We start from the raw sequence: 23,422 nt of genomic DNA, 5'->3' as shown, positions 1-23,422 counted from the left end.
ACCGCATTCTCCTCTTCCTTACTCCTTGGCGTCATGACCCGAGCGCAAGCTGTTCGGTGCGACGATCATTGGATTGCGCAAAGACCTGTATGGATGTACAGTATCCGGCATGGGATTTCGTTGCGCCGCCGTGATTGTGGCGGCGTGATCGATGGCGCATAGGGAGAGAACATGTTTCGATTTTTGGGCTTGGGCGCTCTGCTGTTCGCGGTGGCTTCGACGGCCATGGCCGGCGCACACTATGTCGAAGTCTGGAACCCGCCGGAAGCACGAGCGAGCATGCCGCATCGCGCGGTCGTTGCCCATCGACCTGCCGGTGGTCGGCACATCGTTCCTCATGCCGTGAAAGCCCGCGCGCGGCCTGCATCGGCGCCAGTTGCCAGGTTCGTCGCGAAAACGGATCGGCGGGAAAACTTGCCTGTTCATGCGCCGGACATGTCGGAGATTCCGCGGCAGATCACGCCCGAGGGCAATGTGCTGCGGGTGGATTCGCGCGCCATGACGGCTGAGGTGACGCGCTGATGGAGTCCCAGACCTATCACGGCTACACCGTCTGGGGTCACGCCATCTTGCAGCAGGAGGACATCTTGCAGCCCGAGCGGTACGCCGCTAGCGGGACCATTACGCTTGCCGGCAAGCTGATCGAAGCGTCGGGCATTCTCGCCCACTTCGATACTGAGGAAGAAGCGCAACGCGCGGGCCTCGAGTGGGCGCGTGCCTGGATCGATAGCCACGGGTGAGCGGCAAAAAAAGCCGGCGATAGCCGGCTTGAATGGTCCTGGTTTTCCGAGGCTTCCAGAACCTGAGAGAAGGTGAGGGCTGCGTCTGACGGTCACTGAGACAACGTCCCAAACGCACGACGCACCCTCAAGTCAAGATGCTGCGACTGCTTCGATTAAGAGACGCTTAAGCAGGCGTGGAGCGGCTGCATGAGCGTTGAGGTTCCCGAACCGCTCGTGAGCCAGAATCTTCACTTCGCCGCACGAGCGGCCGTGATAATAGCCGCGGCAACTTCAGTCGGCTGCGACAGCATCGCAACGTGGCTCGCATTGACCTTGACCAGCGTGGCGCCGATCTGTTGCGCCATCGCGGCCTGCAAGGGCGCGGGGATCATGCGGTCCTTCTCCGTCAGCACGTACCACGACGGCTTGCTGTGCCACGCCGCGCTCGCCACCTTGTCGTCCGAGCAACCGGCAAACCAGGGGCCTTGTGTGGCCGCTACGATACGGGCCTGGGCCGGCGGGAGGTCCTGCGCGAAGTCCTTGATGATCCCGTCTGTCGACAGCGTCAGATAACCGGCGGAGTCCTTCTGCAACTCCGTCGCCCATGAAGGCGCGGGCTTGCCTTTGAGGAGGTCGTTGATCGACTGACCGTTATCCGGCGCAAACGCCGCGACATAGACGAGGGCCTTGACCTTGTCGTCGTTGCCTGCCTGAGAGATCACCGCACCGGCCCACGAGTGGCCCACCAGAATGACGGGCCCGTTCTGTTGTTCAATGACGCGTTGCGTCGCCGCTGCATCGTCCTCGAGTGATTTGAGGGAGTTTTGCACCGCCACCACGTGCAGACCTTTTGCCTCCAGGAGCGGAATCACTTTGTTCCAGCTCGAACCGTCGGCGAATGCTCCGTGCACCAGGACGACGTTTTTGCCTTTCAGATCGCCGTTCGGCGCGGCGGCGCTTGCCGGCGTGACAGCGGCCAGCGACAGCAAGCCTCCCAGCATCAACGTGGCAGCCAGGCACTTTTTCAGCAAGGTATTCATAATGTTCATCCTCTTCGTCAATTTCGTTGGGTAAGAAACAACTTGCGGATTGGAGGATGCGCCGATCGGCCGATTTCCTGTATCGGTCGAATGACCGAGCCGACACAGTCCGGCTGGACGCGCGAGTACTGACAACAAGGTCGAAAGCTATGCATGACGTTTCTGCAATCCGGGTGCTGGACGCAGTCAAGGCCCTCGCGTTCATTGGCGACCTCAGCATGGGGCAGCCCACCGACCATTCGCCGCGCACCGCCTGGCTGGCGGCGCGACTCGCCGCCGAGGCCGGTCTGGACGGCACGCAATGCGACGTAGTCAAGGAAGTGTCCCTTCTGAGGTGGTCCGGCTGCACGGCAAACGCGGCCGGTTTTTCTGACTGGCTGGGCGACGACATCGGCGGCCGCGCGGCCATGCTTGCCATGCGGCCGGACTGGACCGGGACCGGCGAGTCGCCGGCGCAAGTGGGCGCCGCGATCACGCCGCTCGCCCAGATACACTGCGAGGTCTCGGGCGAGGTGGCTCGTATGCTCGGGCTCACTCTTGCGACTCAGGAGGCGCTTCGACGTATTTTCGAAAGTTGGGACGGCGGAGGTTTCCCTGACCATCGGCCGGGGCGCGATGTACCCGCCGCGGTGTTCATCGTCGCCGTGGCCGGGGATCTCGAGATCCTGAGCCGGGTCTACGGTATCGAGCGCGCGCAGATGCTGATCGCGCAAAAGGCCGGCCGGCAATACCCGTCGGAATTGGCACAGCTCGCCTCGGCTCGGGCGGCCGCGTGGCTCGAGGAACTCGGGGATTCGATCGCGCGGCGGCGTGACGAGTCGGGCTGCACGCAAGCGCTGCAACTGGTCAGCGCGCCGGAGATCGTCGCCGACGTGATCGACCTGAAGCTGCCGTGGATGACCGGCTATTCGCGGCGAGTAGCGGAGACGGCTGGCGCCTGCTGCGCGCATTTAGGCCTGAGCGACGATGCGCGGCGCTGCACGTACACGGCGGGGCTGCTCCATGGCATGGGACGTATGGCGGTCCCCAACGCCATCTGGAATACGGCGGGCGAGCTTTCTCCGGCAGCATGGGAAAAGGTTCGCCTTGTGCCCTACTGGACCGCGCGTGCGGGCAAACAGATCGAGGGTCTTGCTCGCGAGTCGGAGATCGCTTCTTTCGCGTACGAGCGTCTCGATGGTTCGGGCTATTTCCGCAGCAGCGCCGGCGACGCAATTGGACGCGAAGCGCGGGTGCTTGCGGTTGCTGCCGCCTGGGTGGCGCTGCGCTCAGCGCGCCCCTGGAGGCCGGCATTTTCGCCGGAGCAGTCCGCGGCGCTGCTCAACGAGCAGGCGCGGGCGGGGCGTTTCGATACAGAGGCGGTCGAGGCAACCGTTTCCTCGGAACTCGGCGATGGTCCCGCATTCGGCGAACGTGCGCGCAATCCGAAAGCAGGGTTGTTGTCGCCGCGAGAAGCGGAAGTGCTAAAACACATCAGCCTGGGGGCGAGCAACAAGGAAGTCGCCCGCATTCTCGAACTGAGCCCCAGTACCGTGCGCACGCATGTGGAAAGCGTCTTTCGCAAGCTCGAATGTTCTACCCGTGCCGCGGCCACGTTGAAGGCTTCCGCGCTCGGGTGCATCTAGGCGGGTGTGCTGCGTACGGGTTTGCCGTGGCGCGGACACCGTAGTTTCTAAAGTTTTTGTGTTCCGGCAACACCACCTGACGGCAACCGCGCTGGCGGCGCTCACCGAAACTGTGTCACCGCGAGCAGCAGCACCATGCTGCCGATCGCGCCATCCAGCACGCGCCATGCTGTCGCCCGCTTGAAGAGCGGCGCGAGCGCCCGTGCGCCGTAGCCCAATCCGATAAACCAGATTCCGCTGACCGCCATCGCGCCCAGCGCAAAAGCGATCCGCGCGCCTTCGGGTTCGCGTGCGCCGGCCGTGCCGATCAATAGGAACGTGTCGAGATAGACGTGCGGATTGAGCCACGTGAAGGCGAGCGTCATCAGAATGATCGGCACGGCGCGCTGCACGGGCGCCGCGCTGACGTCCCCGCCTTCCAGTACCGCATGCCCAGGCCGCACCGCGCGGCGCAACGCGCTGATCCCGAACCACGCAAGATAGGCAAGCCCGACATACAGCATGGCGTGAACGAACACAGGATAGCGCTCGACCAATACCGATGCGCCGCCGACCCCCGCGCCGATCAGAAGGCAGTCCGACAACGCGCACAGCGCGACGATCTTGCCGACATGCGAGCGCATGATGCCCTGACGCAGCACGAAGGCGTTTTGCGCGCCGATCGTCACGATCAGGGAGGCGCACAAGGCGGCGCCGTGAGAAAAAGACAGCCAATTCATAATCGATCCAGTAGACGGGAGAAGCGAACGAGGCTAGTCTGCGGGTTTGCTGCTCATAAGAGAAGCTAATTCACTTAATGCCGATTAAGGAACGCTAATGCTCGACTATGCGTTGCTCGATGCGCTGGCCGCCGTGGTGCGCCACGGTTCGTTCGACCGTGCCGCCAGCGAACTGAATGTGACACCGTCCGCGGTATCGCAACGGGTCAAACTGCTGGAAGAGCGCGTGGGCAGCGTGCTGGTGAAGCGCGGCCAGCCCTGTGTCGCGACCACCTCGGGCGCGCTGCTGTGCCGCCACACCGAACGCGTGCAATTGCTCGAAGCGGAGCTGACCGGCCGCCTGCCGGCGCTGCCCGGCGCGCTGGTCGAACCGTGGCCGGCGCTGCGCGTGGCCGTCAACGACGACAGCGTCGGCACCTGGTTTATCGACGCGGTCGCGCAATTTTGCGTCGAGCGGGAGATGCTGCTCGATCTGGTGATCGACGATCAGGACCACACCGCGCAGCGGATTCGCGACGGTAGCGTGCAAGGCGCCGTCACCACGCAAGCCGAGCCCGTGCAGGGTTGCCGCTCCACGCGTCTTGGGCGGATGCGTTATCTGGCGGTCTGTTCACCGGATTTTCTCGCACGTCACTTTGCCGACGGCGTCACGCGCGAGAGTTTGCGGCGTACGCCGTGCGTCGACTTCAATCCCAAGGACCAGTTGCAAAAGCGCTTCATGCGCCGCATCACGCGCGCGGACATTGATCCGCCGTTGCATTGGATTCCGCACGTCGCCGGTTTTTTGCGCGCCTGCGTCACGGGCCTCGGCTGGGGCATGTGTCCGGAACGCATGATCGCCCCGCATCTGGCCAGCGGCGAACTGGTGGAGATCGCGCCCGGCAAGCATATCGATGTCGATCTCTACTGGCAGAGCTGGCGTTTATCGATCGACTGGCTCGACGACTTCGGCGCGGTGTTACGTAAGCGGGCAACCGAGTTTTTGGACTGAACATCCGCAATGCGTAATCAGGCAGCTGGCCAGTGCCGGTACTCGATCCGCACACTGCCGGTCCGCGCATCCGCCATGAAACTGTCGATCACGCGCCGCACGTCGTAGTCAATATAATCGGCCTGGGTCGCGTCGAGAATCAAGGTCGCGCCCGGCGGAATCTGCCCGAGATAACGTTTCAGTTGCGGCGTACAGAAGAAGCTCGCGTTCTTGCGCAAGGTCAGCACGTAGTGATCGCCGTCGCGCGTGAAGCTCATCGCGCGATGCAGGTTGCGTTCGACAACAAGTACCACGCTCAGCGCGAAGCCGATTGCAATGCCGCTCAGCAGATCCGTCAACAGCACCCCGGCGATGGTGCCGATGAACGGCACGAACTGACTGCGTCCGGCGCGGCCCATTGCGACGAACAGCTGCGGCTTCGCGAGTTTGTAGCCGGTGTGGATCAGAATCGCCGCGAGGCTGGCGAGTGGAATCATATTGATCACGCCGGTCAGCGTGAGCGTGGCGATCAGCAGCACGAGGCCGTGTGTCATGCACGAAATACGGCTGCGGGCACCCGCATGCACGTTGGCGGCGCTGCGCACGACCACGGCGGTGAGCGGCAGCGCGCCGATCAGACCGGCGAGCAGGTTGCCGACGCCTTGCGCCTTCAGTTCACGGTCGGGCGGCGCTCTGTGATGCGCGGGATCGATCTGTTCGAGCGCTTCGAGACTCAGCAAGGTTTCCAGACTCGCGACGATCGCGATCACCACGGCCACGCGCCACACAGCGGGGTCGAGCCAGTGCGCGAAGCCGGGAAACGTGAGCGCGTCGCGAAACGCATCCCATGATCCGAGCGCGGGCATCGCCACACGTTGCACGGACGCGATCGCGTTGCCCGGTGCGAGAGAGTCGGCGAATCCTGCGACCGCGATGCCGATCAACACCACCACAAGCGGCGCGGGAGCCGCGCGTACGAGCCGCCAGCGCTGCAACGTTGGCGTGTTCCACGCCACGAGTATGGCGATCGACGCGATCGCGAGGAGCGGCATGACCACGGAGATGCCGTCGCCACCGATGCCCGCGGCCAGCGGCAACTGGTTGGCGATCAGCAGAATGCCGATCGAGGCAAGCATGCCGTTGATCACCGGCACCGGCACATAGCTCGCCAGCCGTCCGGCGCGCAGAAAGCCTAGCATGATCTGCAAGGCGCCCGCGATCACGAGCGCGCTCAGAAACGCGGCGAAGCTGCCGAGCGTGGCCAGCGCATCGACGACAATCACGACGAGCCCGGCCGCCGGTCCACTCACGCTCAGCCGTGAGCCGCTCAGCAACGCGACCACAAGGCCGCCGATCACGCCGGCCAGAATGCCGGCGAATGGTGCGACGCCGGAAGCCTGCGCGATGCCCAGGCATAGCGGCAACGCAATCAGGAAAACGGTGATGCCCGCGAGCAGGTCGCTGCGCCATGCATACGGGCGAGACGCGGGGCTGCTGTTGACTTCAGGTTGTTCAGAGGTGGATGGAATCATCGTAAAGCTTGCCTCCAAGCTGGGGAGTCGAAAAAAACGCCGCGCTTATCGGCGGCGTTTGTCGTGCGCGGTTACAGCAGCGCGGGGGATTGGGACGAGTCGGTCTGCTCGCACGTATTGCGACGGGTTGGTGCAGCGGCGGTCAGCCCATCGCGGCTTCGGTGGCAGCGTTGCTGTTCGCGGTCCAGGGCGTGTCGGTCAATGTTTTCAGACGCCCTTCGAGCATCGAGAAAATCCAGCCGTGAATCTGCACGGGACGCCGCGCACGCTGAATCAGCGGCATGGCGTGCAGCGCCTGAACCTGTGCCAGCACATTGAGTTCGGCGAGCCGATCCACGCGTGCCTCGAAGCTCGGCAGCTCGCGCAATTCGGTGGTGTGCAGCGCGCACAGCCGGCGAATTCCCCCAATGCGCCGATTGACGTTCGGCAGTTCGGGCACGGGTGGCCGCAGCGCCGCCTGCACGCCGCCGCAGCAGTGATGGCCGCAGACGATCACATGCTCCACCTGCAGTGCGGTGACCGCGTATTCGAGCACGCTCGAGAGGTTGTCGTCGTTGTCGGCGACGAGATTCGCGATATTTCGATGCACGAAGATCTCGCCGGGCATCGCCCGCGTAATCGCTTCCGGCACGCGGCTGTCGGAGCAACCGATCCACAGCACGTTCGGTTGCTGATTGCTGGCGAGGCGCCGGAAATACGCGGGATCACGGTTGTTGATTTCGTCGGACCAGGCGAGGTTTTCGACGAGCATGCGTTTCGGGTATGTCATGAACGAGCTTCCGTTGATGCGACGATCGCGTTGTGAATTGCATCTGTATCTGTTGCCGAACGAGTGTCAGTCGTTCTCGGCCCAGTAGCGTTGCATGGCTGCATGGCGGGCTTTATTCGCGTCGATGCTCCGTTGACTCGGCGGATAGTCGGCCTCGGTGTTGGGAATGAGACCTTGCCGCTGAGCCTCGATTAACTCCTGACGCACCTGTTCGCGGGATTTCCCCATCTGTTGCGGCTGGCCCGCGAGGGTGCCTTGTGGTTGCGAGGTGAAGGTGGGAATGCTGTTGTTGTCGGTTGCTACGGCGGTGGTGGCGAGTGTGCTCAGAATCAGGGCGGTTGCGTAGTGTTTCATCGCGTCCTCTGCAAGTTGATTGGGATGTCTGATCAATGTTGATCAGACAGGGATATTGTGCATAGCAGGGGATGAGACCGTGGTGATCGCCGCATGATAGTTTTGTCATCGTGCGGGCGTGTGCCTGGCTCAACTGATCGGCGGATGCCTCGGGAAGCGCAAGCTGAACGTGGTGCGCACGTGCGGCACGCTTTCCACGCTGCATTCGCCGTGATGTTCGTCCATGATCGACTTGACGATGGCAAGTCCGAGGCCCGTGCCGCTTGCCGAGTTGTGCCGCGATGGATCGACCCGGTAAAAACGGTCGAAGATGCGCTCCAGATGCGGTCGCGCGATGCCGGCGCCGGTGTCCGACACCGAGAGGTGCGCATAGCGCCTGCGTTCCGCGCACTGCACGTCGACGGTGCTGCCGCGCGGCGCGTGGGTCAACGCGTTCGAAATCAGGTTGCTGAGCGCCCGTTGCACCATCAGCACATCGCCTTCGAAACGCGCATTGCCCAATACGACGATTTCGACGCCGGCATCCGCCGCCATGATTTCGTAGTAGCCGGCAATGCGCAGCGCCTCGCTGCGCCCGTCGACACATTGCAGCGTCAAGCGGTGGCGAATGCTGTCCGCGCGCGCGAGAAACAGCATGCTGTCGATAAGACGCGCGAGGCGCTGGAATTCGTCCACGCTCGATTCGATCACGCCGCGGTATTCGTCGGCGGAACGCGGTTGCGAGAGTGCCACTTGCGCTTCAGCCAGCAGATTCGTGAGGGGAGTCCGCATGTCATGCGCAAGGTCGGATGAAAATTGCGTGAGACGCGTGAACGATTCATGCAGGCGCGCCAGCATGCGATTGAAGGCACGGCTCAGCTCCTTCAGTTCGCCAGGCATGTCGCGCTCGGGCAATGGTTCGGCGAGATGGCTGCTGGAGATCTGCTCGGCGCGCGCCGTCAAACGAGCCAGCGGCCGCAGTCCGAAACGGGCGATCGACCACGCAAGCAGCGCATTCACCAGCGTCCCCGTCACGATGACGACCAGCACGTTGAGTGCGTAGGCGCGCAGTAACGCGCGTTCGCCGCTCGCGTCGTATTGCACGACCACGCGCACTTGTGTGCCGGATGGGTCGCCGAGCAGCGCCATTGCCACCAGAAAGCGCAGCGGCAGTTTCTCGATCGACACGCGCACGGGTGCGACGCCAGCGCGCACGGTCATGGTCTCCGCATTCGGCCAGTAGCCGTTGGTGCGAATGAGCGGTGCGCTGCGCGAATCGAACAGCGCGATATCCAGGTTCTGATGTCCGTATAGCTGGTTGTGCCACGTCTCACGATCAGCGCTGACCGCCTGGATGCTGGGCATGGTGTGCAGGCGCAATTGCAGCGCGGCGAGCGTGGTGGTCATCTCGCGCGCCGACGCGGCTTCGATGCGCGTTTTCAGGCCGTGATACAGCAATACGCCATTGAATATGAGTAGCAGCGAAGTCGAAAGGGCGAAGAGTATCGACAGCCTCGCACGCAAGGTGCGCGGCACGAGCCGCGCGGGCGGCCTGAAGCGCAGCGTTGACGCGCGCAGGCGCAGCGCCGCGAGTAGACGTCGGATCATGACTGCGATGGGCCGCGCTCTTCCAGTACGTAACCCATGCCGCGCACGGTGTGAATCAGCTTGGGCTCGTAATTGTCGTCGACCTTCGCGCGCAGGCGGCGGATCGCGGCGTCGACGACATTCGTGTCGCTGTCGAAGTTCATGTCCCACACCTGGGACGCAATCGTCGAACGCGGCAGAATTTCACCCTGACGACGCATCAGCAGCCATAACAACGCGAATTCCTTGGCCGTGAGCAGGATCATGTCACCGTGGCGCGTGGCCTTGCGGCGCGTCAGGTCGAGCACCAGATTGGCGACTTGCAGGGAAGCCGCGTCGCGCGTTTGCCCACGTCGCAGAATCGAGCGCACACGGGCCAGCAGTTCGGCGAAGTCGAACGGCTTGACGAGATAGTCGTCGCCACCCATGTTGAGGCCGCGCACTTTGTCGTCCACCTCGTCGCGCGCGGTGAGCAGCAGGACCGAAGTCGAATGGGTGCGGCGCAGGTTTTTCAGCACCGTCCAGCCGTCCTGGCCCGGCAGCATGACGTCGAGGACGATCAGGTCGTAGTCCTCCGTCAACGCGCGGTGCTGGCCGGTCACGCCGTCTTCCACCCAGTCGACGATAAAGCCCGCTTCGGTCAAACCTTTGCGAAGATACGTGCCGGTTTTGATTTCGTCCTCGACGATCAGGATACGCATGATTTTCTCTCAGTGCCGCGAGTCAGCGGCCGATGCGTGCATTGGGCGCGCATGACGTGGAGGCATTGGCTGCATCGAGCCCGTGATCGACTGCAGGCAGCGAACTGGAAGTCCGCGGCATGGTGCGAGTCATCGCGGAAAACACCTCGAGCGAGAGCAGGCCTCGCTTGAATAACGGCTCGTCCTGGCCAGTTGACTTTGCATATACGGAAGGGCAGGCTGGTTTGCCGCCGTCGAACAGCCCGTCAGGCTGAATCCACCAGAACGCTAGCGAACTGAGTGCAATGACGAGCAGCGCGGCTCCCAGAGAGACCGGGTGATCGATGCGGAGCCGTTCCCAGCGTGCCGGGACGCTTGCACTGAAATGCGTGATGCGCATCGTCAGACTTCGCATTCGTTGAAAGTGCCGCATACGGTTCAATTTGAAGATAGAACGGGTCCATCGTACGGATACCTGATCGATGCGAACATGAACGCAACATGACAATTCAGTCATATATCTTGCGTGCATGTTTTATTGCGGTGCGTCGCACGCATGACAGGATCGTCATGGCACGCTCATGTTCAGGGAGCCGCTTCGATCTAGCATGGGAGCTCAATCAAACGGAATCGGAGAATAGATCGTGCGGAAAGCGAAGTGGTTTGCGGGAGTCGTGCTGGGCTTTGCGTGGATGAGTGTGTCGGTGGCGAGCGACGGTGTTTCGTCGCTTGACCCAGCTACGGGGCCGCGTGTGGCTTACGAGGCTCAGGAGCAGGTGCAGCAAAAGCCGCAACAGGTGCAGGGTGGAGAAGAGCGTGCGGTGCGGAAGGCGCGGCAGGCGCCGCAGGGAAAGACCCGCGAGGAGGTGAAGCGTGAACTGGCCGTCGCGCGCGCGGCGGGTTGCATGGACGTGTCGGACAGCCAGTATCCGCAGCCGTGTCCGTTGCCGGACGGCGCGCGTTCCGTGGCGGACGCGTTTCAGATGCGCTAGGTTGAAGTAGGTGGCAAGCCGCTCACTTGCCGAACCGATCGCATCTATCGGCGCGTGAGCGGCAAAGTTTTCTCTAGTGCAAACGGATCACCGGATGCACGCGTCTGCGCAACCAGTGGCTCGCCGTATCGAGCGCCATGCGCGCGAAACCGGTCAGTGTCATGACGTGCCGCCGATAGATGAGCTTGTAGACCGCAGTGGCGAGCCAGCCATCGACAAACACCGGCTGCGTCAGCAAGCTGTTGCTGAGGCTGCCTATGGTGCCCTCACGCCCGAAGCCGACCAACGTGCCGGCGTCGCGGTACACGAACCCGGGTAACGCTTCACCTGCGATCCGGCACTTCAATGCGCGCGCGAGAAACAGCGCCTGTTGATGCGCGACCTGCGCGCGCGGCGCGAGGAATGCGCCGGCGTCGTCGGCGGGGCAGGCCGCGCAGTCGCCGAGGCCGAAGATATTCGGATCGTTCGTGCATTGCAACGTGCGATTCACCTGGATCTGCGCGTTGCGATTCACCGCGATGCCGTCTAACGTGCGCAATACAGGTGGTCCCGAGATGCCCGCTGTCCAGATCGCGATGTCGCTGGCGAGAGGGGCGCCGCCGTCGGTCAGCACGGCATCGGCGCGCACTTCGGTGACACGCGTGGCACTTAACACTTCCACGCCGAGACTGGCGAGCATCCGCTGTGCGCGCGCTGAAATCGTTTCGGACAAAGCGGGCAGCACACGTCCGCTGCTTTCGATCAAACGAATGCGGAAGTCGCGCACCGGATCGAGTGAAAACGGGCTGTAGCGATTCAGCAAACGCACCGTGTCGCGCAACGCGGCGGCGAGTTCGACACCCGTCGCGCCGGCACCGATGATGTTGATCGACACCGGTGTAGCCGCATGCGCGGTCTGCGCCCGGCGCGCATGGTTCGCGCGCAGACAGGCATCGAGCAACTTGCGGCGGAATGCTTCCGCATGTGCGACCGATTCGAGCGGCAACGCATGCTCCGCAGCGCCGGGCACGCCGAAATACTGTGTGACGCTGCCCATGGCCAGCACCAGCGTATCGAAAGCGATCTGCCGTGCCGGCAGAATTTCGCGGCCGTCTGCATCGTGTAACGCGCTCAGCGTGATATGCCGCTCGGCGCGATCGAGCGCAGTGAGTTCACCCTGTTCGAATTCGAAGCCGTGCCGTTGCGCCTGCACCGCATATTGCAGTTGATGGGTCGCGGGATCGAGTTGACCTGAAGCGGCTTCGTGCAGCAGGGGCTTCCAGAAGTGCGTGGGCCAGCGGTCGACCAGCACGATCTGCGCGAGGCCGGCACGCCCGAGCGATTCGGACAGGCGCGTGGCGAGCCCGAGTCCACCCACACCGCCGCCGACGATCACGACCCGATGCGCCGCCGAATTGTCCATGCGTTGCGCGGATTGCGCGTGGTGCGCCCGCTGCGTTGTTGCGCTTGCCTGTTGATCGATTGCGGCCATGATCTCTATCCTCCTGACGTTATTCGTGCCGGGCCGGTGCTGGCGCCGCGCGGAGCGCGATTCCAAACACTCCCCGGCTCATCTGTCAGGCCAGTATAGAATCGGCGAAAACCGCAGCACAATTTAATGTTTATACGGAACATATAGGTTTTCACTTATGTTAAAAGCCGCGACGTTTCGTCAGTTAAAGGCCTTGCATACGATTGCGAAGCTCGGCAGCGTGTCGCGTGCGGCCGAGGAATTGCGGCTCACGCAGCCGGCCGTGTCGCTACAGGTGCGGCTGCTCGAAGAGGCCGCGGGCGCGCCGCTGTTGCAGCGCGTGGGCCGTGGTGTGCAGTTGACCGCGGCCGGTGAGATCCTCGCCCGTTATGCGTTGGAAATCCTCGACCTGTGGAACGGCGCGGCCGACGATCTGGCCGCGTTGCACGGCGAGCAGGGCGGCACGCTGCGCATCGGCGCGATCACCACGGCCGAGTATCTGATTCCGCCGTTTCTGGTGCGTTTCACCGAATTGCGTCCGCAAGTGAAGGTGCAGTTCAAGGTCGGCAATCGCGCGGACATCATCCGCATGCTGGCGACGCACGAGATCGATCTCGCGGTGATGGGCAGCGCGCCGCGCGAATTGCGCACGGCGGCGACCGCGTTCGCCAAGCACCCGATGGCGTTCGTCGCCTCGCCCGCGCATGCGCTGATGAAGAAAAAGCGTTTGTCGCTCGACGATCTGCAAAGCGCGAATCTGTTCGTGCGGGAACGCGGCTCGGGCACGCGCTCGACCGTCGAGAATCTGTTTCGGCTCGCGGGCCTCAAGCTTCATATCGGCTCCGAGTTGTCGAGCAACGAGGCGATCAAGCAGTTGGTCGAGGCGGGATTGGGGATCGCGTTCCTGTCGCTGCACGCCTGTTCGCTGGAGTTTCAGGCGGGCTTGCTCGCGCTGTTGCCGATACCCGCCAACCCGATCGAGCGCGACTGGTATGTGATGCATGTGTCGGATAAACGTCTGCCGCATGTGGCCGGGCTGTTCCGCGATTTTTTGATCGAGCACGGCATGTCAGGCGCGGTGCCGGTGCCGCTGCCGACTGTCGCCGCCGCAAAAAAACGCCGCCAGACGCGCCAGGCGGGCGGCGCGGACGCGACATAACGCGTGCGGATTCTCGCTATTCGCTTCGACGTTTGCGCTGCGCGAAGCCTGCGGGAAGTCCCTAAGCGGCCTTTCTGAGCGCCCGCAGAGCCTTGCCGGGCCGTGCTTGCGGGTTACATCGCCAGCGATCGAAGTAAAGGTTGGGCGGACGATATTTTTGCCCGTGCCGATTGTCTTTACAGTGGCGTCCAGACATCTGAGAAAAGTGGACGCCGCATCCCCGTGGCGAGCCATTGTGATTGACCTGGCCGTTACAGGAGTCGGAGACAATGAGCAGCAACAGCATCACTCAAGTCGAAACATTCGGTTTCGAACGCATTCCGGCTCGCTCGCGCTATGCGCGGCCGATCGATCTGTTCCGCTTGCTGTTCGGCGGTTGCAATACCTTTTCGACGTCGGTGCTCGGCAGTTTTCCGGTGCTGCTCGGTTTGTCGTTCAAGGCGGGTGTCTGGTCGATCGTGCTCGGCGTGCTGATCGGCTCGTGCATTCTTGCGCCGATGAGCCTGTTCGGTCCGCGTAACGGCACCAGCGACCCGGTCTCGTCGGGCGCGCATTTCGGCATTCATGGGCGCATCGTCGGCTCGTTTCTGGCGGTGCTGACCGCGGTCGCGTTTTTCTCGCTGGCGGTGTGGAGTTCGGGCGATGCGCTCGTGGGCGGCGCGAATCATCTGCTCGGTTTGCCGGTCAACTGGATGACGCTGAGCTTCGCATATGGTCTGTTCGCGGTGCTGGTGCTGACCGTGTGCGTGTATGGTTTCCGCTTCATGCTGTGGGTCAACAAGATCGCGGTGTGGGCGGCGAGCATTCTGTTCGTCGTCGGTCTGTTCGCGTTCACCAAGTCGTTCGATGGCGCCTACGCCGGCAAGGTCGCGCTCGGCTCGGTGGGTTTCTGGCCGGTCTTCGTGAGCGCCGTGCTGGTTGCGATGAGCAATCCCGTATCGTTCGCCTGCACGCTCGGCGATTGGGCCCGCTATATTCCGGAGAACACGCCGAGAAAGCGCACGATCCTCGCGGTAATGCTCGCGCAACTGGCCACGTTCGTGCCGTTCTTCTTCGGCCTCGCCACGGCGACGATCATCGCCAGCAAGGCGCCGGATTTCATCGCGTCGAATAACTATGTGGGCGGTCTGCTGGCGATCTCGCCGAACTGGTTTTTCCTGCCGGTGTGTCTGATCGCGATCATCGGCGGCATGTCGACGGGCACGACCGCGCTGTATGGCACCGGCCTCGACATGTCGAGCATGTTTCCGAAGTTCCTGAACCGCGTGCGCGCCACGTTGCTGATCGGCAGCCTCGCCATCGGCTTCATTTTTCTCGGCCGCTTCGCCTTCAATCTGGTCGAAAGCGTGTCGACGTTCTCGGTGCTGATCAACGTCTGCAGTTGCCCGTGGATGGTGATCATGATCATCGGCTTCGTCACGCGGCGCGGTTTCTATCTGTCCGACGACTTGCAGGTGTTCAATCGCGGCGGCCGTGGCGGTCACTACTGGTTCACGCACGGCTGGAACTGGCGCGCGATGGGCGCATGGATTCCGAGCGCGGCGATCAGCCTGTGCTTCGTGAATCTGCCGGATCAGTTCGTCGGTCCGCTCGGCCAGCTCGCCGGTGGCCTCGACATCAGCATGCCGGTTTCGCTGACGCTGGCAGCCGCGCTGTATATCGCGTTGTTGCAGTGCTTTCCGGAGCCGGACGGCGTGTATGGACCGCAAGGCCGCCGTTGGCTGCGCGGCGGTTCGCAGCGCAATGTAACCGTGCATCCCGTGGTGCCGGCGACTAAGCTTAAAGCGGCCACGCAGCGGCGGACGAAACCGCAACGCGCCGTGGGTGCGGAACGGGAGCGCGAGGCGGAACTGGACACGCAGGACGCAGGTTAAAGCGCACGCCGATGTGCGCGGCTTCGTGCAGTGCAAGCAATGGTATTTAAATTGAGTAGGCAAACAGGATGAGCGAGTCAGTAAAGCGCGCGTTTGAAGGGGTAAAACTGTTTCCGTTCTGGCTGGACAATCCGCGCGCGCCGGCTGTCGAACGGGAATTGATCGGTCCGACCACTGCGGATCTGGTCGTGGTGGGAGGTGGCTTCACCGGTCTATGGGCCGCGATTCAGGCGAAAGAAGCCGACCCGTCGCTCGACGTCGTGCTGGTCGAGGCGGGCAAGGTGGCTTATGGCGCCTCGGGCCGTCCGGGCGGCATCATCTCGACTTCGGTGATGCACGGCCTGCCGAATGCGACGCGCGTCTTTCCGCAAGACCTCGACGTGCTCGAAAAGCTGGGCCAGGAGAATCTCGACGGCTTCAAGGAGTCGTTGACGCGCTATGGCATCGAGGCGGATGTCGAATGGAACGGCGAGATGACTGTTGCAGTCGATCCGGGCCACCTCGGTCATCTGAAGGGCGATTACGAGTTGCATGTCTCACACGGGCACGACGTGGTGCTGCTCGACAGCAAGGGCGCGCGCGAGCAACTCGATTCACCGCTTTTCGCAGGGGCGATGTGGTCGCGCAATCGCAGCGGCACGATTCATCCGGCGAAGCTCGCGTGGGGTTTGAAGGCCGCCGCGCTAAAACTCGGCGTGCGTCTGCATGAACATTCGCCGATCACGCGCCTCGAAGATTGCGGCGCGAAGATGATCGTGCACACGCAATCGGGCCGCATCGAAACGCCGCGCGTGCTGCTCGGCACCGGCACGGCGGATGTCGGCGTGACCGACATCAAACGCCGTGTGATGCAGGTGCGCGATCACATCATCGCGACCGCGCCGTTGAGCGAAGAACAGATGGCGCGCATCGGCTGGAAGAATCGCCAGGGCATTTACGACACGCGCACGCAGCTCAATTATTTCCGGCTCACGAAAGACAACCGCATCATCTTTGGCGGCCGCGTGAGCTATCACTTCGGCGGCAATCCGAACCCCGCCGCCGATCGCGACGAAAGCACCTACTACAAGCTAGCCGAAGCGTTCTACCGCACCTTCCCGCAACTCGACGACGTACGCTTCACGCATGCCTGGGGCGGCCCGATCGACTACTGTTCGCGCGGCGCCGTGTTCGCGCGTCGCTATCACGGCGGCAAGAGCGTGTTCGTCGCGGGTTATACGGGCTTTGGCGTGGCGGGCAGCCGCTTTGGCGCGAAGATGGGCCTCGACATGCTGTGGCATCGCGAGACGGTGATCACGTCGCTCGATATTTCGCGCAAAGGGCCGTCGTATATTCCGCCGGAACCCGTGCGCTGGATCGCCGCGAAGATTACCTTCAACGCGTTCGACGGCGCCGACGATCGCGGCGGCTGGCGGCGTCTATGGATCAATTCGATCAAGGCGCTGGGTTTTCCGATGTAGTTGATGGCGTCCGCGCAATCGTGGCGGACGCTTTTTTTGCGTTTTTTGGTTTCTTCGCCAGAATAAAAAAAACGCACCTCAATGGGTGCGGTTTCCGGTGAAGCAACGGTGCGATGCAGTCAGAATCAACCGCAGTACACGATGCTGTACTTCTTGGTCGCCACCGGCATATGCCACGTGCCCGAGAAGCCTTTGTGCAGGATGAAGGCGTCGCCGGCGGCATAGCGTTCGCTACGGCCGTCGTCGCTGGTAATCACGACTTCGCCTTCGATCAGCACGCACACTTCGTGGATCGGCAGGTCGGCCAGCTTCAGCGTGCCCGCATCGCATTGCCACACGCCCGCGGACAACATGTTGGTGGCGTCGGAGAAAGCATTGAGGGCGTGCGGTGCCTTGGCGCCTTCGAGAATGACGTCGGCCGGATCGTGCAGGGCGGGGTTCAGGCCGGATGCGCCAGGGCCTTTAGCGTCGATGCGGGTGAAAGTGATGTTGCTCATGTGTCTCTCCTGGTTGATTGGATCGAGGTCGCTATCGGTGTGAATCGATGCGAAAAATGGATTCGAAGCCGGAGTCTGAGCCAAAGCCGCGTAGCGATGAATTTCGATTTGAAGACATTCAGATTGAGTGGCGTCGATGTAAAGCAGGCGATGCCGCCGCGGGTGCGATTTGCCCCGCATCTGACCTGAAATTTTCATGTAGAGGACAAGCCCCATGCAACACGCCAAGCAGTTTTATATCGACGGTCAGTGGGTCGACCCCGTCGACCAGACCAACGCCGCCACACTCGACGTGATCGATCCGTCCACCGCCGCCGCGTTCGCGCAAATCTCGCTGGGCAGCGCGGCGGATGTCGATCGCGCCGTCGCGGCCGCGAAGCGCGCATTTCCCGCCTACAGCGACACGACGATCGCGCAGCGCATCGATCTGCTGCAAGCGATCCTCGACGCCTATCGCAAGCGCTATGACGACATGGTGCATGCGATCAGCCGCGAGATGGGCGCACCGCTGCAGTACGCGAACGACGCGCAGGCATGGACCGGTGTCGCGCATCTGGAAACCATGATCCGCACGCTCGATACCTTCGAGTTCGAGTACGTGAAGAGCGGCATTCTGATCCGCAAGGAAGCGGTCGGCGTGTGCGGGCTGATCACGCCGTGGAACTGGCCGGCCTTGCAGATCACCACCAAGGTCGCGCCCGCGCTCGCGGCCGGCTGCACGATGGTGCTCAAGCCTTCGGAACTAGCGCCGCTGTCCGCCATTATCTTCGCCGAGATCCTCGACGAAGCGGGCGTGCCGGCCGGCGTGTTCAATCTCGTGAACGGCGAAGGCCGCACCGTGGGTGAAGCCATGTCGTCGCATCCGGACATCGACATGATGTCATTTACCGGGTCGACGCGCGCGGGCGTGCAGGTCGCGAAGGCCGCGGCGGACACGGTCAAGCGCGTGCATCAGGAATTGGGCGGCAAATCGGCCAACCTGATTCTCGAAGACGCCGATCTGAAAGAAGCCGTGACGCGCGGCGCGCGTGCGTGTTTCGACAACAGCGGCCAATCGTGCGATGCGCCTACGCGCATGTTCGTGCCGCGTGCGCGCGAAGCCGAAGCGCTGGCGTATGCGAAAGAAGCCGCGGAAGCGTTGAACGTCGGTCCCGCGGACGCGAAGGGCACGGACCTCGGCCCCGTGATCAGCGAACAGCAGTTCGACAAGATCCAGCGGCTGATCGGCGTGGGCATGGAAGAGGGCGCCACGCTGGTGGCCGGCGGCCCGGGCCGCCCCGAAGGATTGAAGGGCGGCTACTTCGTGCGTCCAACGGTATTCGGCAAGGTCACGCCGGACATGACGATCGCGCGCGAGGAAATCTTCGGGCCGGTGCTGTCGATCCTCGCGTACGACTCCGAAGACGAAGCGATCGCGATGGCCAACGACAGCCTCTATGGTCTCGCGGGCTACATTCAATCCGGCTCGATCGAGCACGCGCGTGCGGTGGCGAAGCGCCTGCGCACCGGCACGATCTATCTGAACTACGCGGACTACAACCCCGAGGCGCCGTTCGGCGGCTTCAAGCAATCGGGCAACGGGCGCGAGTACGGCGAGTTCGGTCTGGAGGACTTTCTGGAGATCAAGGGCGTGGTCGGTTACGCGGATTGAATTCGCACAGCGCCGTGAGGTAACAAAACACTAAAGCAGCAACTCGATCGAATGAAATAGCCGGCGCTGCTCGGGATCTTGCGAGCGCGCCCCTTCGTCGATCACTTCACGCAGGCATTCGAGAAAGCACGCGGCCGCCGGACTCGTCGGCGCGCCGCGGCGTGAGGTGATGCTGACGATGGTTTCATCGACCGTCTCACGCAATGGCAGCGCCCACAGCTGCTCCTTCGCGAGCGTCACTTCCACGAGCGGCCACGGAAAGATGCTGAGCATGTCCGTGTGGGCGAGCAGCCCCAGCACGACCGCCAGCGAGTGCGCAAGCAGAATGGTGTGCGGCACCTGCATGCCACGCTTGCGAAACACGTTGTCCGAGATCGACTCGCGACTCGCCGGGTCCCAGTTCAATATCCACTCCGCGTCTTCCAGTTCGAGCAGCGTGCGGCAGCCGGCCTTCGGATGATCGCGCCGCGCGACCACGGCCGAGTGCGTGGAAAACAGCGGCACGTTGTGAAACTCCGATTGCGGCGACGCGGGTGGCGGCCGTCCGATTGAAAAATCGAGGCTGCCGTCGCGCAAACGCGGCTGCACGACCGCGAGCAATCCTTCGAAAAACTCCAGTTGCACTTCAGGCATGCGCTGCCGGAAGCGCTGCACCGTGGGCGGCAAAAACGTCAACGCGACCCACGGCGTGACGCCGATCGACAGTTTGCCGGCCGCCGCGCCGCGTAATGCTTCGATCTCCGCTTGCGCCCGTTGCAGTTGCCCCAGCACCACGCGCGCATGCACGACCAGCGCGCGGCCGAACTCGGTAAACGCGACGCCGCTCGCGCTGCGCACCACCAGCGGCGCTTGCAGATCGGCTTCCAGTTCGCGCATCGCCTTGGTCACGGCGGCGGGCGAGAGGCCAAGCGAACGCGCGGCGGCCCGGATACTTCCAGTATCGGCAATGGCCGCTAAGGTGCTGAGTTGATGCAGTTTCATCTGACAGAGTAGGTGTGAGGGTGGCAACCATGAGTTGCTGCCGTAACGATTTTACGCCTGCCGCTGGAATATCGGCGTCGTTATGCTGGGTTCACGCTTTCAATGACGGAGACACGACGTGAACACCATGGCCATTCCGGCGGGCATCGCCGAACTCGAAGACGAAATGATCGCGCTGCGCCGCCAGATCCACGCGCATCCCGAGCTGGCTTACGAAGAGTTCGCCACCGGCGATCTGGTCGCCGAACGCTTGCAGGAGTGGGGCTATACGGTGCATCGCGGGCTCGGTGAGACGGGCGTTGTCGGGCAATTGAAAGTCGGCGACGGTACGCGCAAGCTCGGGCTGCGCGCCGACATGGACGCATTGCCGATTCATGAAACCACCGGCCTGCCATATGCGAGCAAGCTGCCCGGCAAGATGCACGCATGCGGCCACGACGGCCACACGGCCATGCTGCTCGCCGCCGCCAAACATCTGGCGCAGGAAAAGTGCTTCGACGGTACGTTGAATCTGATTTTCCAGCCCGCCGAAGAGGGCTTGGCCGGCGCGAAAAAAATGCTCGAGGACGGCCTGTTCGACAAGTTTCCATGCGACGCCGTGTTCGCGATGCACAACATGCCCGGCCATCCGACGGGCAAGTTCGGCTTCCTGCCGGGCTCGTTCATGGCTTCGTCGGATACGGTGATCATCAAGGTAACCGGCCGCGGTGGCCACGGCGCGGTGCCGCATAAGGCGGTCGATCCGGTAGTGGTGTGCGCGCAGATCGTGCTGGCGTTGCAGTCCATCGTATCGCGCAACATCGCGCCGCTCGATATGGCGATCATCACCGTCGGCGCGATTCACGCGGGCGAAGCACCGAATGTGATTCCCGAGACGGCCGAAATGCGTCTCTCGGTGCGTGCACTGAAGCCCGAGGTTCGCGATTATCTGCAGGAGCGCATCACGGCAGTGGCGTGCGGCCAGGCGGCCGTGTTCGGCGCGCAGGCGCACGTGGACTATCAGCGTCGCTATCCGGTTCTCGTCAACGATGCGGAGATGACCGGGCTGGCGCGGCAAGTCGCGCTCGACTGGCTGGGCGAAGCTGGCCTGATCGCCGACATGCAACCGCTCACTGGCAGCGAAGATTTCGCGTTCCTGCTCGAGCGTTGCCCCGGCAGCTATCTGATCATCGGCAATGGCGACGGCGAGGGCGGCTGCATGGTCCACAACCCGGGCTACGACTTCAACGACGATTGCCTCGCCACCGGTGCCGCCTACTGGGTGAGACTCGCGCAGACGTTTCTGGCCTGAGGCCACAGCGTTTGCATAAGCGGGCAAAGCCGCCGCGCATTAGCAGGAAGAACATCACGGAGACACAGATGGACTATTCCGCCACACCGCAACCCGCAGGCACCGACGCGTTGAGCATGCAGAGCACGCCGGCCGCGCAGCCTGTCGAACGCACGAGCCACGCCAAGGCGATTGCCGCGATCACGCTGGGCAACGGCCTCGAGTTTTTCGACTTCACGATCTATAGCTTCTTTGCGACGATCATCGGCAAGCTGTATTTCCCGGTGGAAGGGCAACTCGCGCAACTGATGCTGGCGGTCGGCACGTTCGGCGTCGGGTTCATCATGCGTCCGGTGGGCGGTATCGTGCTCGGCGCGTATGCCGATCGCGCGGGCCGCAAAGCCGCGATGAGCCTCACGCTGTGGCTGATGACGCTCGGCTCCGCGATCATCGCGGTCGCGCCGACTTATGCGGCGATTGGTGTTGCCGCGCCGCTGCTGATCATTCTCGCGCGGTTGATTCAGGGCTTTGCGCTGGGTGGTGAGGTAGGGGCGTCGACGTCGCTGTTGCTGGAGTATGGGAGTAATGAGACGCGCGGGTTCTACGGCAGTTGGCAGTTCGTGAGTCAAGGGTTGAACACCGTGTGCGGATCGTTGCTGGGTGTCGCTTTGGCGGCGGCGCTTTCGACTGCGGCGCTGGAGAGTTGGGGGTGGCGCGTGCCGTTCGTGATCGGTATGGCGATGGGGCCGATTGGTATTTATATTCGGCGCCATCTGAATGAGACGCTGCCTGGTGTGGAAGATGGCGCGGCAGTTTCGCAGCCGGGTTTGCAGCCTGCCTCGCAGCCGGTGCGCAAGCTGTTTCGCGAGCATTCGCGCGTGATTACGACGGGCGTGTTGACGACGATCGGTGGCACGGCGGCGAACTACATCGTGCTGTTTTATCTGTCGACCTACGCGATCAGGATTTTGCATTTGCCGATGTCGTCGGCGCTCTGGGCTGCGTGGACCGCTGCAGTGGTGACGGTGATCTGTTCGCCGTTTGCCGGGGCGTTGTCCGATCGTGTTGGGCGTAAGCGGGTGTTGTGGATCTCGCGGGTGTTGCTGATCGTGGCGGTGTATCCGGCGTTCATGATTATCAATGCTTCGCCGACGGTGCCGGTTTTGTTGTCCGTAGTCGCCGGATTGGCTGTGCTCGTTGCGTTTACCGCTGTGCCTAATATCGTCATGCTGCCGGAGATGTTTCCTCGTGAGATTCGTGCTACCGGCATGTCGATTGTTTATTGTCTCGGGGTTTCTATCTTTGGTGGGTTTGCGCAGTTTTTTGCTACGTGGTTGATTCAGATTTCGGGGAGTAATCTCGCGCCGGCTTGGTATCTGATTGGGTGTGGGGTGGTTTCGTTGTTGCCGTTGCCGTTTATGCGGGAGACTGCTGGGCGGGATATTGGGTAGTGGCTTTTTGGCTGTGCTTTTTGGGGTGTTGGCCTTTCCTTGTGTTGTTAGTGGTCTATTAGCGTTGCCCCTGTGCGGGGCGGCACCTACTTCTCTTTGCCGCCGCAAAGAGAAGTAGGCAAGAGAAAGCGGCTCAAACCGCTAGCTTATAAGCGGGTCCCTCGCGCAGTCGCGATAGTGGTGCATCTGGAATCTGTGTCCTCGCGAAATTCGCGTCAGTGACAAGGCCGTCATTCTTCCGGCGGCGCTGCGCGCGCCGAAGCGGTTGTTCAATGAACACTGGCTGCATCTTTGCGGATGCGGTTCTCGGGGTCTTGAGTATTAGCGCCATCCCGTCGCCGATGCGCCTGTCTTCGCTTAAGCGGCGCGGTTCTTCGCTCACTCATGCTTAGGATAACGTTCTAGCTTATGCCGACGACCAAGAACTGTTCGTGACAATCCGCATGTGTCACCGGGGCCGAATCGTCATGGGGGTCGCCAATCGCACCACTTCGCGGCTCGCCGACGCCGCATTGAAAGAGCCATGACGATCGCCATCAACTCCGGAGACGACGGCTGGCGACGAATAGGAATTCTGGTCTCAGAACGAAATAACCGCTTCGCACGCGGCATGAATGCCGCGCGATTCGTTGGCAGAAATCGAGCAGGCGCGCACAAACC

At 62.7% G+C, this 23,422-nt stretch carries 22 protein-coding genes; 11 read left to right on the top strand and 11 right to left on the bottom strand.

Annotated features, from left to right (window positions below):
- Positions 1 to 171: 171 nt before the first annotated feature.
- A complete protein-coding gene (locus B0G74_RS12750) occupies positions 172 to 522 on the top strand; it encodes a hypothetical protein (protein WP_132375103.1) in 351 nt (116 codons plus the stop codon).
- Entirely contained in the window at positions 522 to 740 is a 219-nt protein-coding gene (locus B0G74_RS12745) for a hypothetical protein (protein WP_132375102.1), read from the top strand. Before B0G74_RS12750 ends, B0G74_RS12745 begins: the two co-directional genes overlap by 1 nt.
- 230 nt (positions 741 to 970) lie before the next feature.
- Here the strand turns inward: B0G74_RS12745 and B0G74_RS12740 are convergent, their stop codons facing one another.
- Positions 971 to 1,762, bottom strand: a complete 792-nt coding sequence (locus B0G74_RS12740) for an alpha/beta hydrolase (protein ID WP_132375101.1) — start codon at positions 1,760 to 1,762, stop codon at positions 971 to 973.
- A gap of 149 nt (positions 1,763 to 1,911) precedes the next feature.
- On the opposite strand from B0G74_RS12740, the gene B0G74_RS12735 reads away from it, so the two are divergent.
- A complete protein-coding gene (locus tag B0G74_RS12735) occupies positions 1,912 to 3,387 on the top strand; it encodes an HD domain-containing phosphohydrolase (RefSeq protein ID WP_132375100.1) in 1,476 nt (491 codons plus the stop codon).
- Between the two features lie 101 nt (positions 3,388 to 3,488).
- Here B0G74_RS12735 and B0G74_RS12730 read toward each other — a convergent pair whose 3' ends face one another.
- Positions 3,489 to 4,106, bottom strand: coding sequence for a LysE/ArgO family amino acid transporter (locus B0G74_RS12730; protein ID WP_132375099.1), 618 nt, complete (start codon positions 4,104 to 4,106; stop codon positions 3,489 to 3,491).
- Between the two features lie 97 nt (positions 4,107 to 4,203).
- Between B0G74_RS12730 and B0G74_RS12725 the strand changes: the two genes are divergently transcribed.
- Positions 4,204 to 5,097, top strand: a complete 894-nt coding sequence (locus tag B0G74_RS12725) for a LysR family transcriptional regulator ArgP (RefSeq protein ID WP_132375098.1) — start codon at positions 4,204 to 4,206, stop codon at positions 5,095 to 5,097.
- A 17-nt stretch (positions 5,098 to 5,114) separates the two neighbouring features.
- On the opposite strand, the gene B0G74_RS12720 is transcribed toward B0G74_RS12725, so the two are convergent.
- The 6 genes from B0G74_RS12720 to B0G74_RS12695 all read right to left on the bottom strand — a co-directional run bounded on the left by B0G74_RS12720 (position 5,115) and on the right by B0G74_RS12695 (position 10,377).
- Positions 5,115 to 6,608: a SulP family inorganic anion transporter gene (locus tag B0G74_RS12720; protein ID WP_132375097.1), complete on the bottom strand. Its 1,494-nt coding sequence runs from the start codon at positions 6,606 to 6,608 to the stop codon at positions 5,115 to 5,117.
- Between the two features lie 142 nt (positions 6,609 to 6,750).
- The gene (locus tag B0G74_RS12715; protein WP_132375096.1) at positions 6,751 to 7,377 is read right to left on the bottom strand and encodes a carbonic anhydrase; all 627 of its coding nucleotides are present in this window, start codon (positions 7,375 to 7,377) and stop codon (positions 6,751 to 6,753) included.
- A gap of 66 nt (positions 7,378 to 7,443) precedes the next feature.
- On the bottom strand, positions 7,444 to 7,731 hold the full coding sequence (locus B0G74_RS12710; RefSeq protein ID WP_132375095.1) for a DUF4148 domain-containing protein: 288 nt from the start codon (positions 7,729 to 7,731) through the stop codon (positions 7,444 to 7,446).
- 129 nt (positions 7,732 to 7,860) lie between these two features.
- Positions 7,861 to 9,318 carry a heavy metal sensor histidine kinase gene (locus tag B0G74_RS12705; protein ID WP_243658173.1) on the bottom strand — a complete coding sequence of 486 codons (1,458 nt, stop codon included), beginning with the start codon at positions 9,316 to 9,318 and terminating at the stop codon, positions 7,861 to 7,863.
- Positions 9,315 to 9,998: a heavy metal response regulator transcription factor IrlR gene (irlR, locus tag B0G74_RS12700; protein ID WP_132375094.1), complete on the bottom strand. Its 684-nt coding sequence runs from the start codon at positions 9,996 to 9,998 to the stop codon at positions 9,315 to 9,317. The genes B0G74_RS12705 and irlR overlap by 4 nt, the downstream gene beginning before the upstream one ends.
- Positions 9,999 to 10,020: 22 nt before the next feature.
- Complete coding sequence (locus B0G74_RS12695; RefSeq protein ID WP_165923850.1) at positions 10,021 to 10,377, bottom strand: hypothetical protein; 357 nt, start codon at positions 10,375 to 10,377, stop codon at positions 10,021 to 10,023.
- A 244-nt stretch (positions 10,378 to 10,621) separates the two neighbouring features.
- On the opposite strand from B0G74_RS12695, the gene B0G74_RS12690 reads away from it, so the two are divergent.
- Positions 10,622 to 10,969 (top strand): DUF4148 domain-containing protein, encoded by a 348-nt coding sequence (locus B0G74_RS12690; protein WP_132375093.1) that lies wholly within the window; start codon positions 10,622 to 10,624, stop codon positions 10,967 to 10,969.
- Between the two features lie 73 nt (positions 10,970 to 11,042).
- On the opposite strand, the gene B0G74_RS12685 is transcribed toward B0G74_RS12690, so the two are convergent.
- Positions 11,043 to 12,440, bottom strand: a complete 1,398-nt coding sequence (locus B0G74_RS12685) for an NAD(P)/FAD-dependent oxidoreductase (protein WP_132375092.1) — start codon at positions 12,438 to 12,440, stop codon at positions 11,043 to 11,045.
- A 157-nt stretch (positions 12,441 to 12,597) separates the two neighbouring features.
- Here B0G74_RS12685 and B0G74_RS12680 point away from each other — a divergent pair, with 157 nt between their 5' ends.
- The 3 genes from B0G74_RS12680 (at position 12,598) to B0G74_RS12670 (ending at position 16,912) form a co-directional block, all read left to right on the top strand.
- A complete protein-coding gene (locus tag B0G74_RS12680) occupies positions 12,598 to 13,578 on the top strand; it encodes a LysR family transcriptional regulator (RefSeq protein WP_132375091.1) in 981 nt (326 codons plus the stop codon).
- 269 nt (positions 13,579 to 13,847) lie between these two features.
- Positions 13,848 to 15,452 carry a cytosine permease gene (locus B0G74_RS12675; RefSeq protein ID WP_132375090.1) on the top strand — a complete coding sequence of 535 codons (1,605 nt, stop codon included), beginning with the start codon at positions 13,848 to 13,850 and terminating at the stop codon, positions 15,450 to 15,452.
- A gap of 68 nt (positions 15,453 to 15,520) precedes the next feature.
- A complete protein-coding gene (locus B0G74_RS12670; RefSeq protein WP_132375089.1) occupies positions 15,521 to 16,912 on the top strand; it encodes an FAD-dependent oxidoreductase in 1,392 nt (463 codons plus the stop codon).
- A gap of 125 nt (positions 16,913 to 17,037) precedes the next feature.
- Here the strand turns inward: B0G74_RS12670 and B0G74_RS12665 are convergent, their stop codons facing one another.
- Entirely contained in the window at positions 17,038 to 17,409 is a 372-nt protein-coding gene (locus B0G74_RS12665) for a cupin domain-containing protein (protein WP_132375088.1), read from the bottom strand.
- A 214-nt stretch (positions 17,410 to 17,623) separates the two neighbouring features.
- On the opposite strand from B0G74_RS12665, the gene B0G74_RS12660 reads away from it, so the two are divergent.
- The gene (locus B0G74_RS12660) at positions 17,624 to 19,060 is read left to right on the top strand and encodes an aldehyde dehydrogenase family protein (protein ID WP_132375087.1); all 1,437 of its coding nucleotides are present in this window, start codon (positions 17,624 to 17,626) and stop codon (positions 19,058 to 19,060) included.
- Between the two features lie 30 nt (positions 19,061 to 19,090).
- Here the strand turns inward: B0G74_RS12660 and B0G74_RS12655 are convergent, their stop codons facing one another.
- Positions 19,091 to 20,041 carry a LysR substrate-binding domain-containing protein gene (locus B0G74_RS12655; RefSeq protein WP_132375086.1) on the bottom strand — a complete coding sequence of 317 codons (951 nt, stop codon included), beginning with the start codon at positions 20,039 to 20,041 and terminating at the stop codon, positions 19,091 to 19,093.
- 118 nt (positions 20,042 to 20,159) lie between these two features.
- On the opposite strand from B0G74_RS12655, the gene B0G74_RS12650 reads away from it, so the two are divergent.
- A complete protein-coding gene (locus tag B0G74_RS12650; protein WP_132375085.1) occupies positions 20,160 to 21,332 on the top strand; it encodes a M20 aminoacylase family protein in 1,173 nt (390 codons plus the stop codon).
- A 68-nt stretch (positions 21,333 to 21,400) separates the two neighbouring features.
- Positions 21,401 to 22,762: an MFS transporter gene (locus B0G74_RS12645; protein WP_207915641.1), complete on the top strand. Its 1,362-nt coding sequence runs from the start codon at positions 21,401 to 21,403 to the stop codon at positions 22,760 to 22,762.
- Positions 22,763 to 23,422: the final 660 nt, after the last annotated feature.

Origin of the sequence: Paraburkholderia sp. BL9I2N2 (assembly GCF_004339745.1) — a bacterium.
Lineage (GTDB): Bacteria > Pseudomonadota > Gammaproteobacteria > Burkholderiales > Burkholderiaceae > Paraburkholderia.
Note: the sequence above shows the minus strand (reverse complement) of the source record. Positions and strands in the feature narration are given on the sequence as shown.

What these genes read in the sequence shown, in the direction of transcription:
- B0G74_RS12750 (WP_132375103.1), top strand. Translation starts at nt 172, where the DNA reads ATGTTTCGATTTTTGGGCTTGGGCGCTCTGCTGTTCGCGGTGGCTTCG.
- B0G74_RS12745 (WP_132375102.1), top strand. Translation starts at nt 522, where the DNA reads ATGGAGTCCCAGACCTATCACGGCTACACCGTCTGGGGTCACGCCATC.
- B0G74_RS12740 (WP_132375101.1), bottom strand. Translation starts at nt 1,762, where the DNA reads ATGAATACCTTGCTGAAAAAGTGCCTGGCTGCCACGTTGATGCTGGGA.
- B0G74_RS12735 (WP_132375100.1), top strand. Translation starts at nt 1,912, where the DNA reads ATGCATGACGTTTCTGCAATCCGGGTGCTGGACGCAGTCAAGGCCCTC.
- B0G74_RS12730 (WP_132375099.1), bottom strand. Translation starts at nt 4,106, where the DNA reads ATGAATTGGCTGTCTTTTTCTCACGGCGCCGCCTTGTGCGCCTCCCTG.
- B0G74_RS12725 (WP_132375098.1), top strand. Translation starts at nt 4,204, where the DNA reads ATGCTCGACTATGCGTTGCTCGATGCGCTGGCCGCCGTGGTGCGCCAC.
- B0G74_RS12720 (WP_132375097.1), bottom strand. Translation starts at nt 6,608, where the DNA reads ATGATTCCATCCACCTCTGAACAACCTGAAGTCAACAGCAGCCCCGCG.
- B0G74_RS12715 (WP_132375096.1), bottom strand. Translation starts at nt 7,377, where the DNA reads ATGACATACCCGAAACGCATGCTCGTCGAAAACCTCGCCTGGTCCGAC.
- B0G74_RS12710 (WP_132375095.1), bottom strand. Translation starts at nt 7,731, where the DNA reads ATGAAACACTACGCAACCGCCCTGATTCTGAGCACACTCGCCACCACC.
- B0G74_RS12705 (WP_243658173.1), bottom strand. Translation starts at nt 9,318, where the DNA reads ATGATCCGACGTCTACTCGCGGCGCTGCGCCTGCGCGCGTCAACGCTG.
- irlR (WP_132375094.1), bottom strand. Translation starts at nt 9,998, where the DNA reads ATGCGTATCCTGATCGTCGAGGACGAAATCAAAACCGGCACGTATCTT.
- B0G74_RS12695 (WP_165923850.1), bottom strand. Translation starts at nt 10,377, where the DNA reads ATGCGCATCACGCATTTCAGTGCAAGCGTCCCGGCACGCTGGGAACGG.
- B0G74_RS12685 (WP_132375092.1), bottom strand. Translation starts at nt 12,440, where the DNA reads ATGGCCGCAATCGATCAACAGGCAAGCGCAACAACGCAGCGGGCGCAC.
- B0G74_RS12680 (WP_132375091.1), top strand. Translation starts at nt 12,598, where the DNA reads ATGTTAAAAGCCGCGACGTTTCGTCAGTTAAAGGCCTTGCATACGATT.
- B0G74_RS12675 (WP_132375090.1), top strand. Translation starts at nt 13,848, where the DNA reads ATGAGCAGCAACAGCATCACTCAAGTCGAAACATTCGGTTTCGAACGC.
- B0G74_RS12670 (WP_132375089.1), top strand. Translation starts at nt 15,521, where the DNA reads ATGAGCGAGTCAGTAAAGCGCGCGTTTGAAGGGGTAAAACTGTTTCCG.
- B0G74_RS12665 (WP_132375088.1), bottom strand. Translation starts at nt 17,409, where the DNA reads ATGAGCAACATCACTTTCACCCGCATCGACGCTAAAGGCCCTGGCGCA.
- B0G74_RS12660 (WP_132375087.1), top strand. Translation starts at nt 17,624, where the DNA reads ATGCAACACGCCAAGCAGTTTTATATCGACGGTCAGTGGGTCGACCCC.
- B0G74_RS12655 (WP_132375086.1), bottom strand. Translation starts at nt 20,041, where the DNA reads ATGAAACTGCATCAACTCAGCACCTTAGCGGCCATTGCCGATACTGGA.
- B0G74_RS12645 (WP_207915641.1), top strand. Translation starts at nt 21,401, where the DNA reads ATGGACTATTCCGCCACACCGCAACCCGCAGGCACCGACGCGTTGAGC.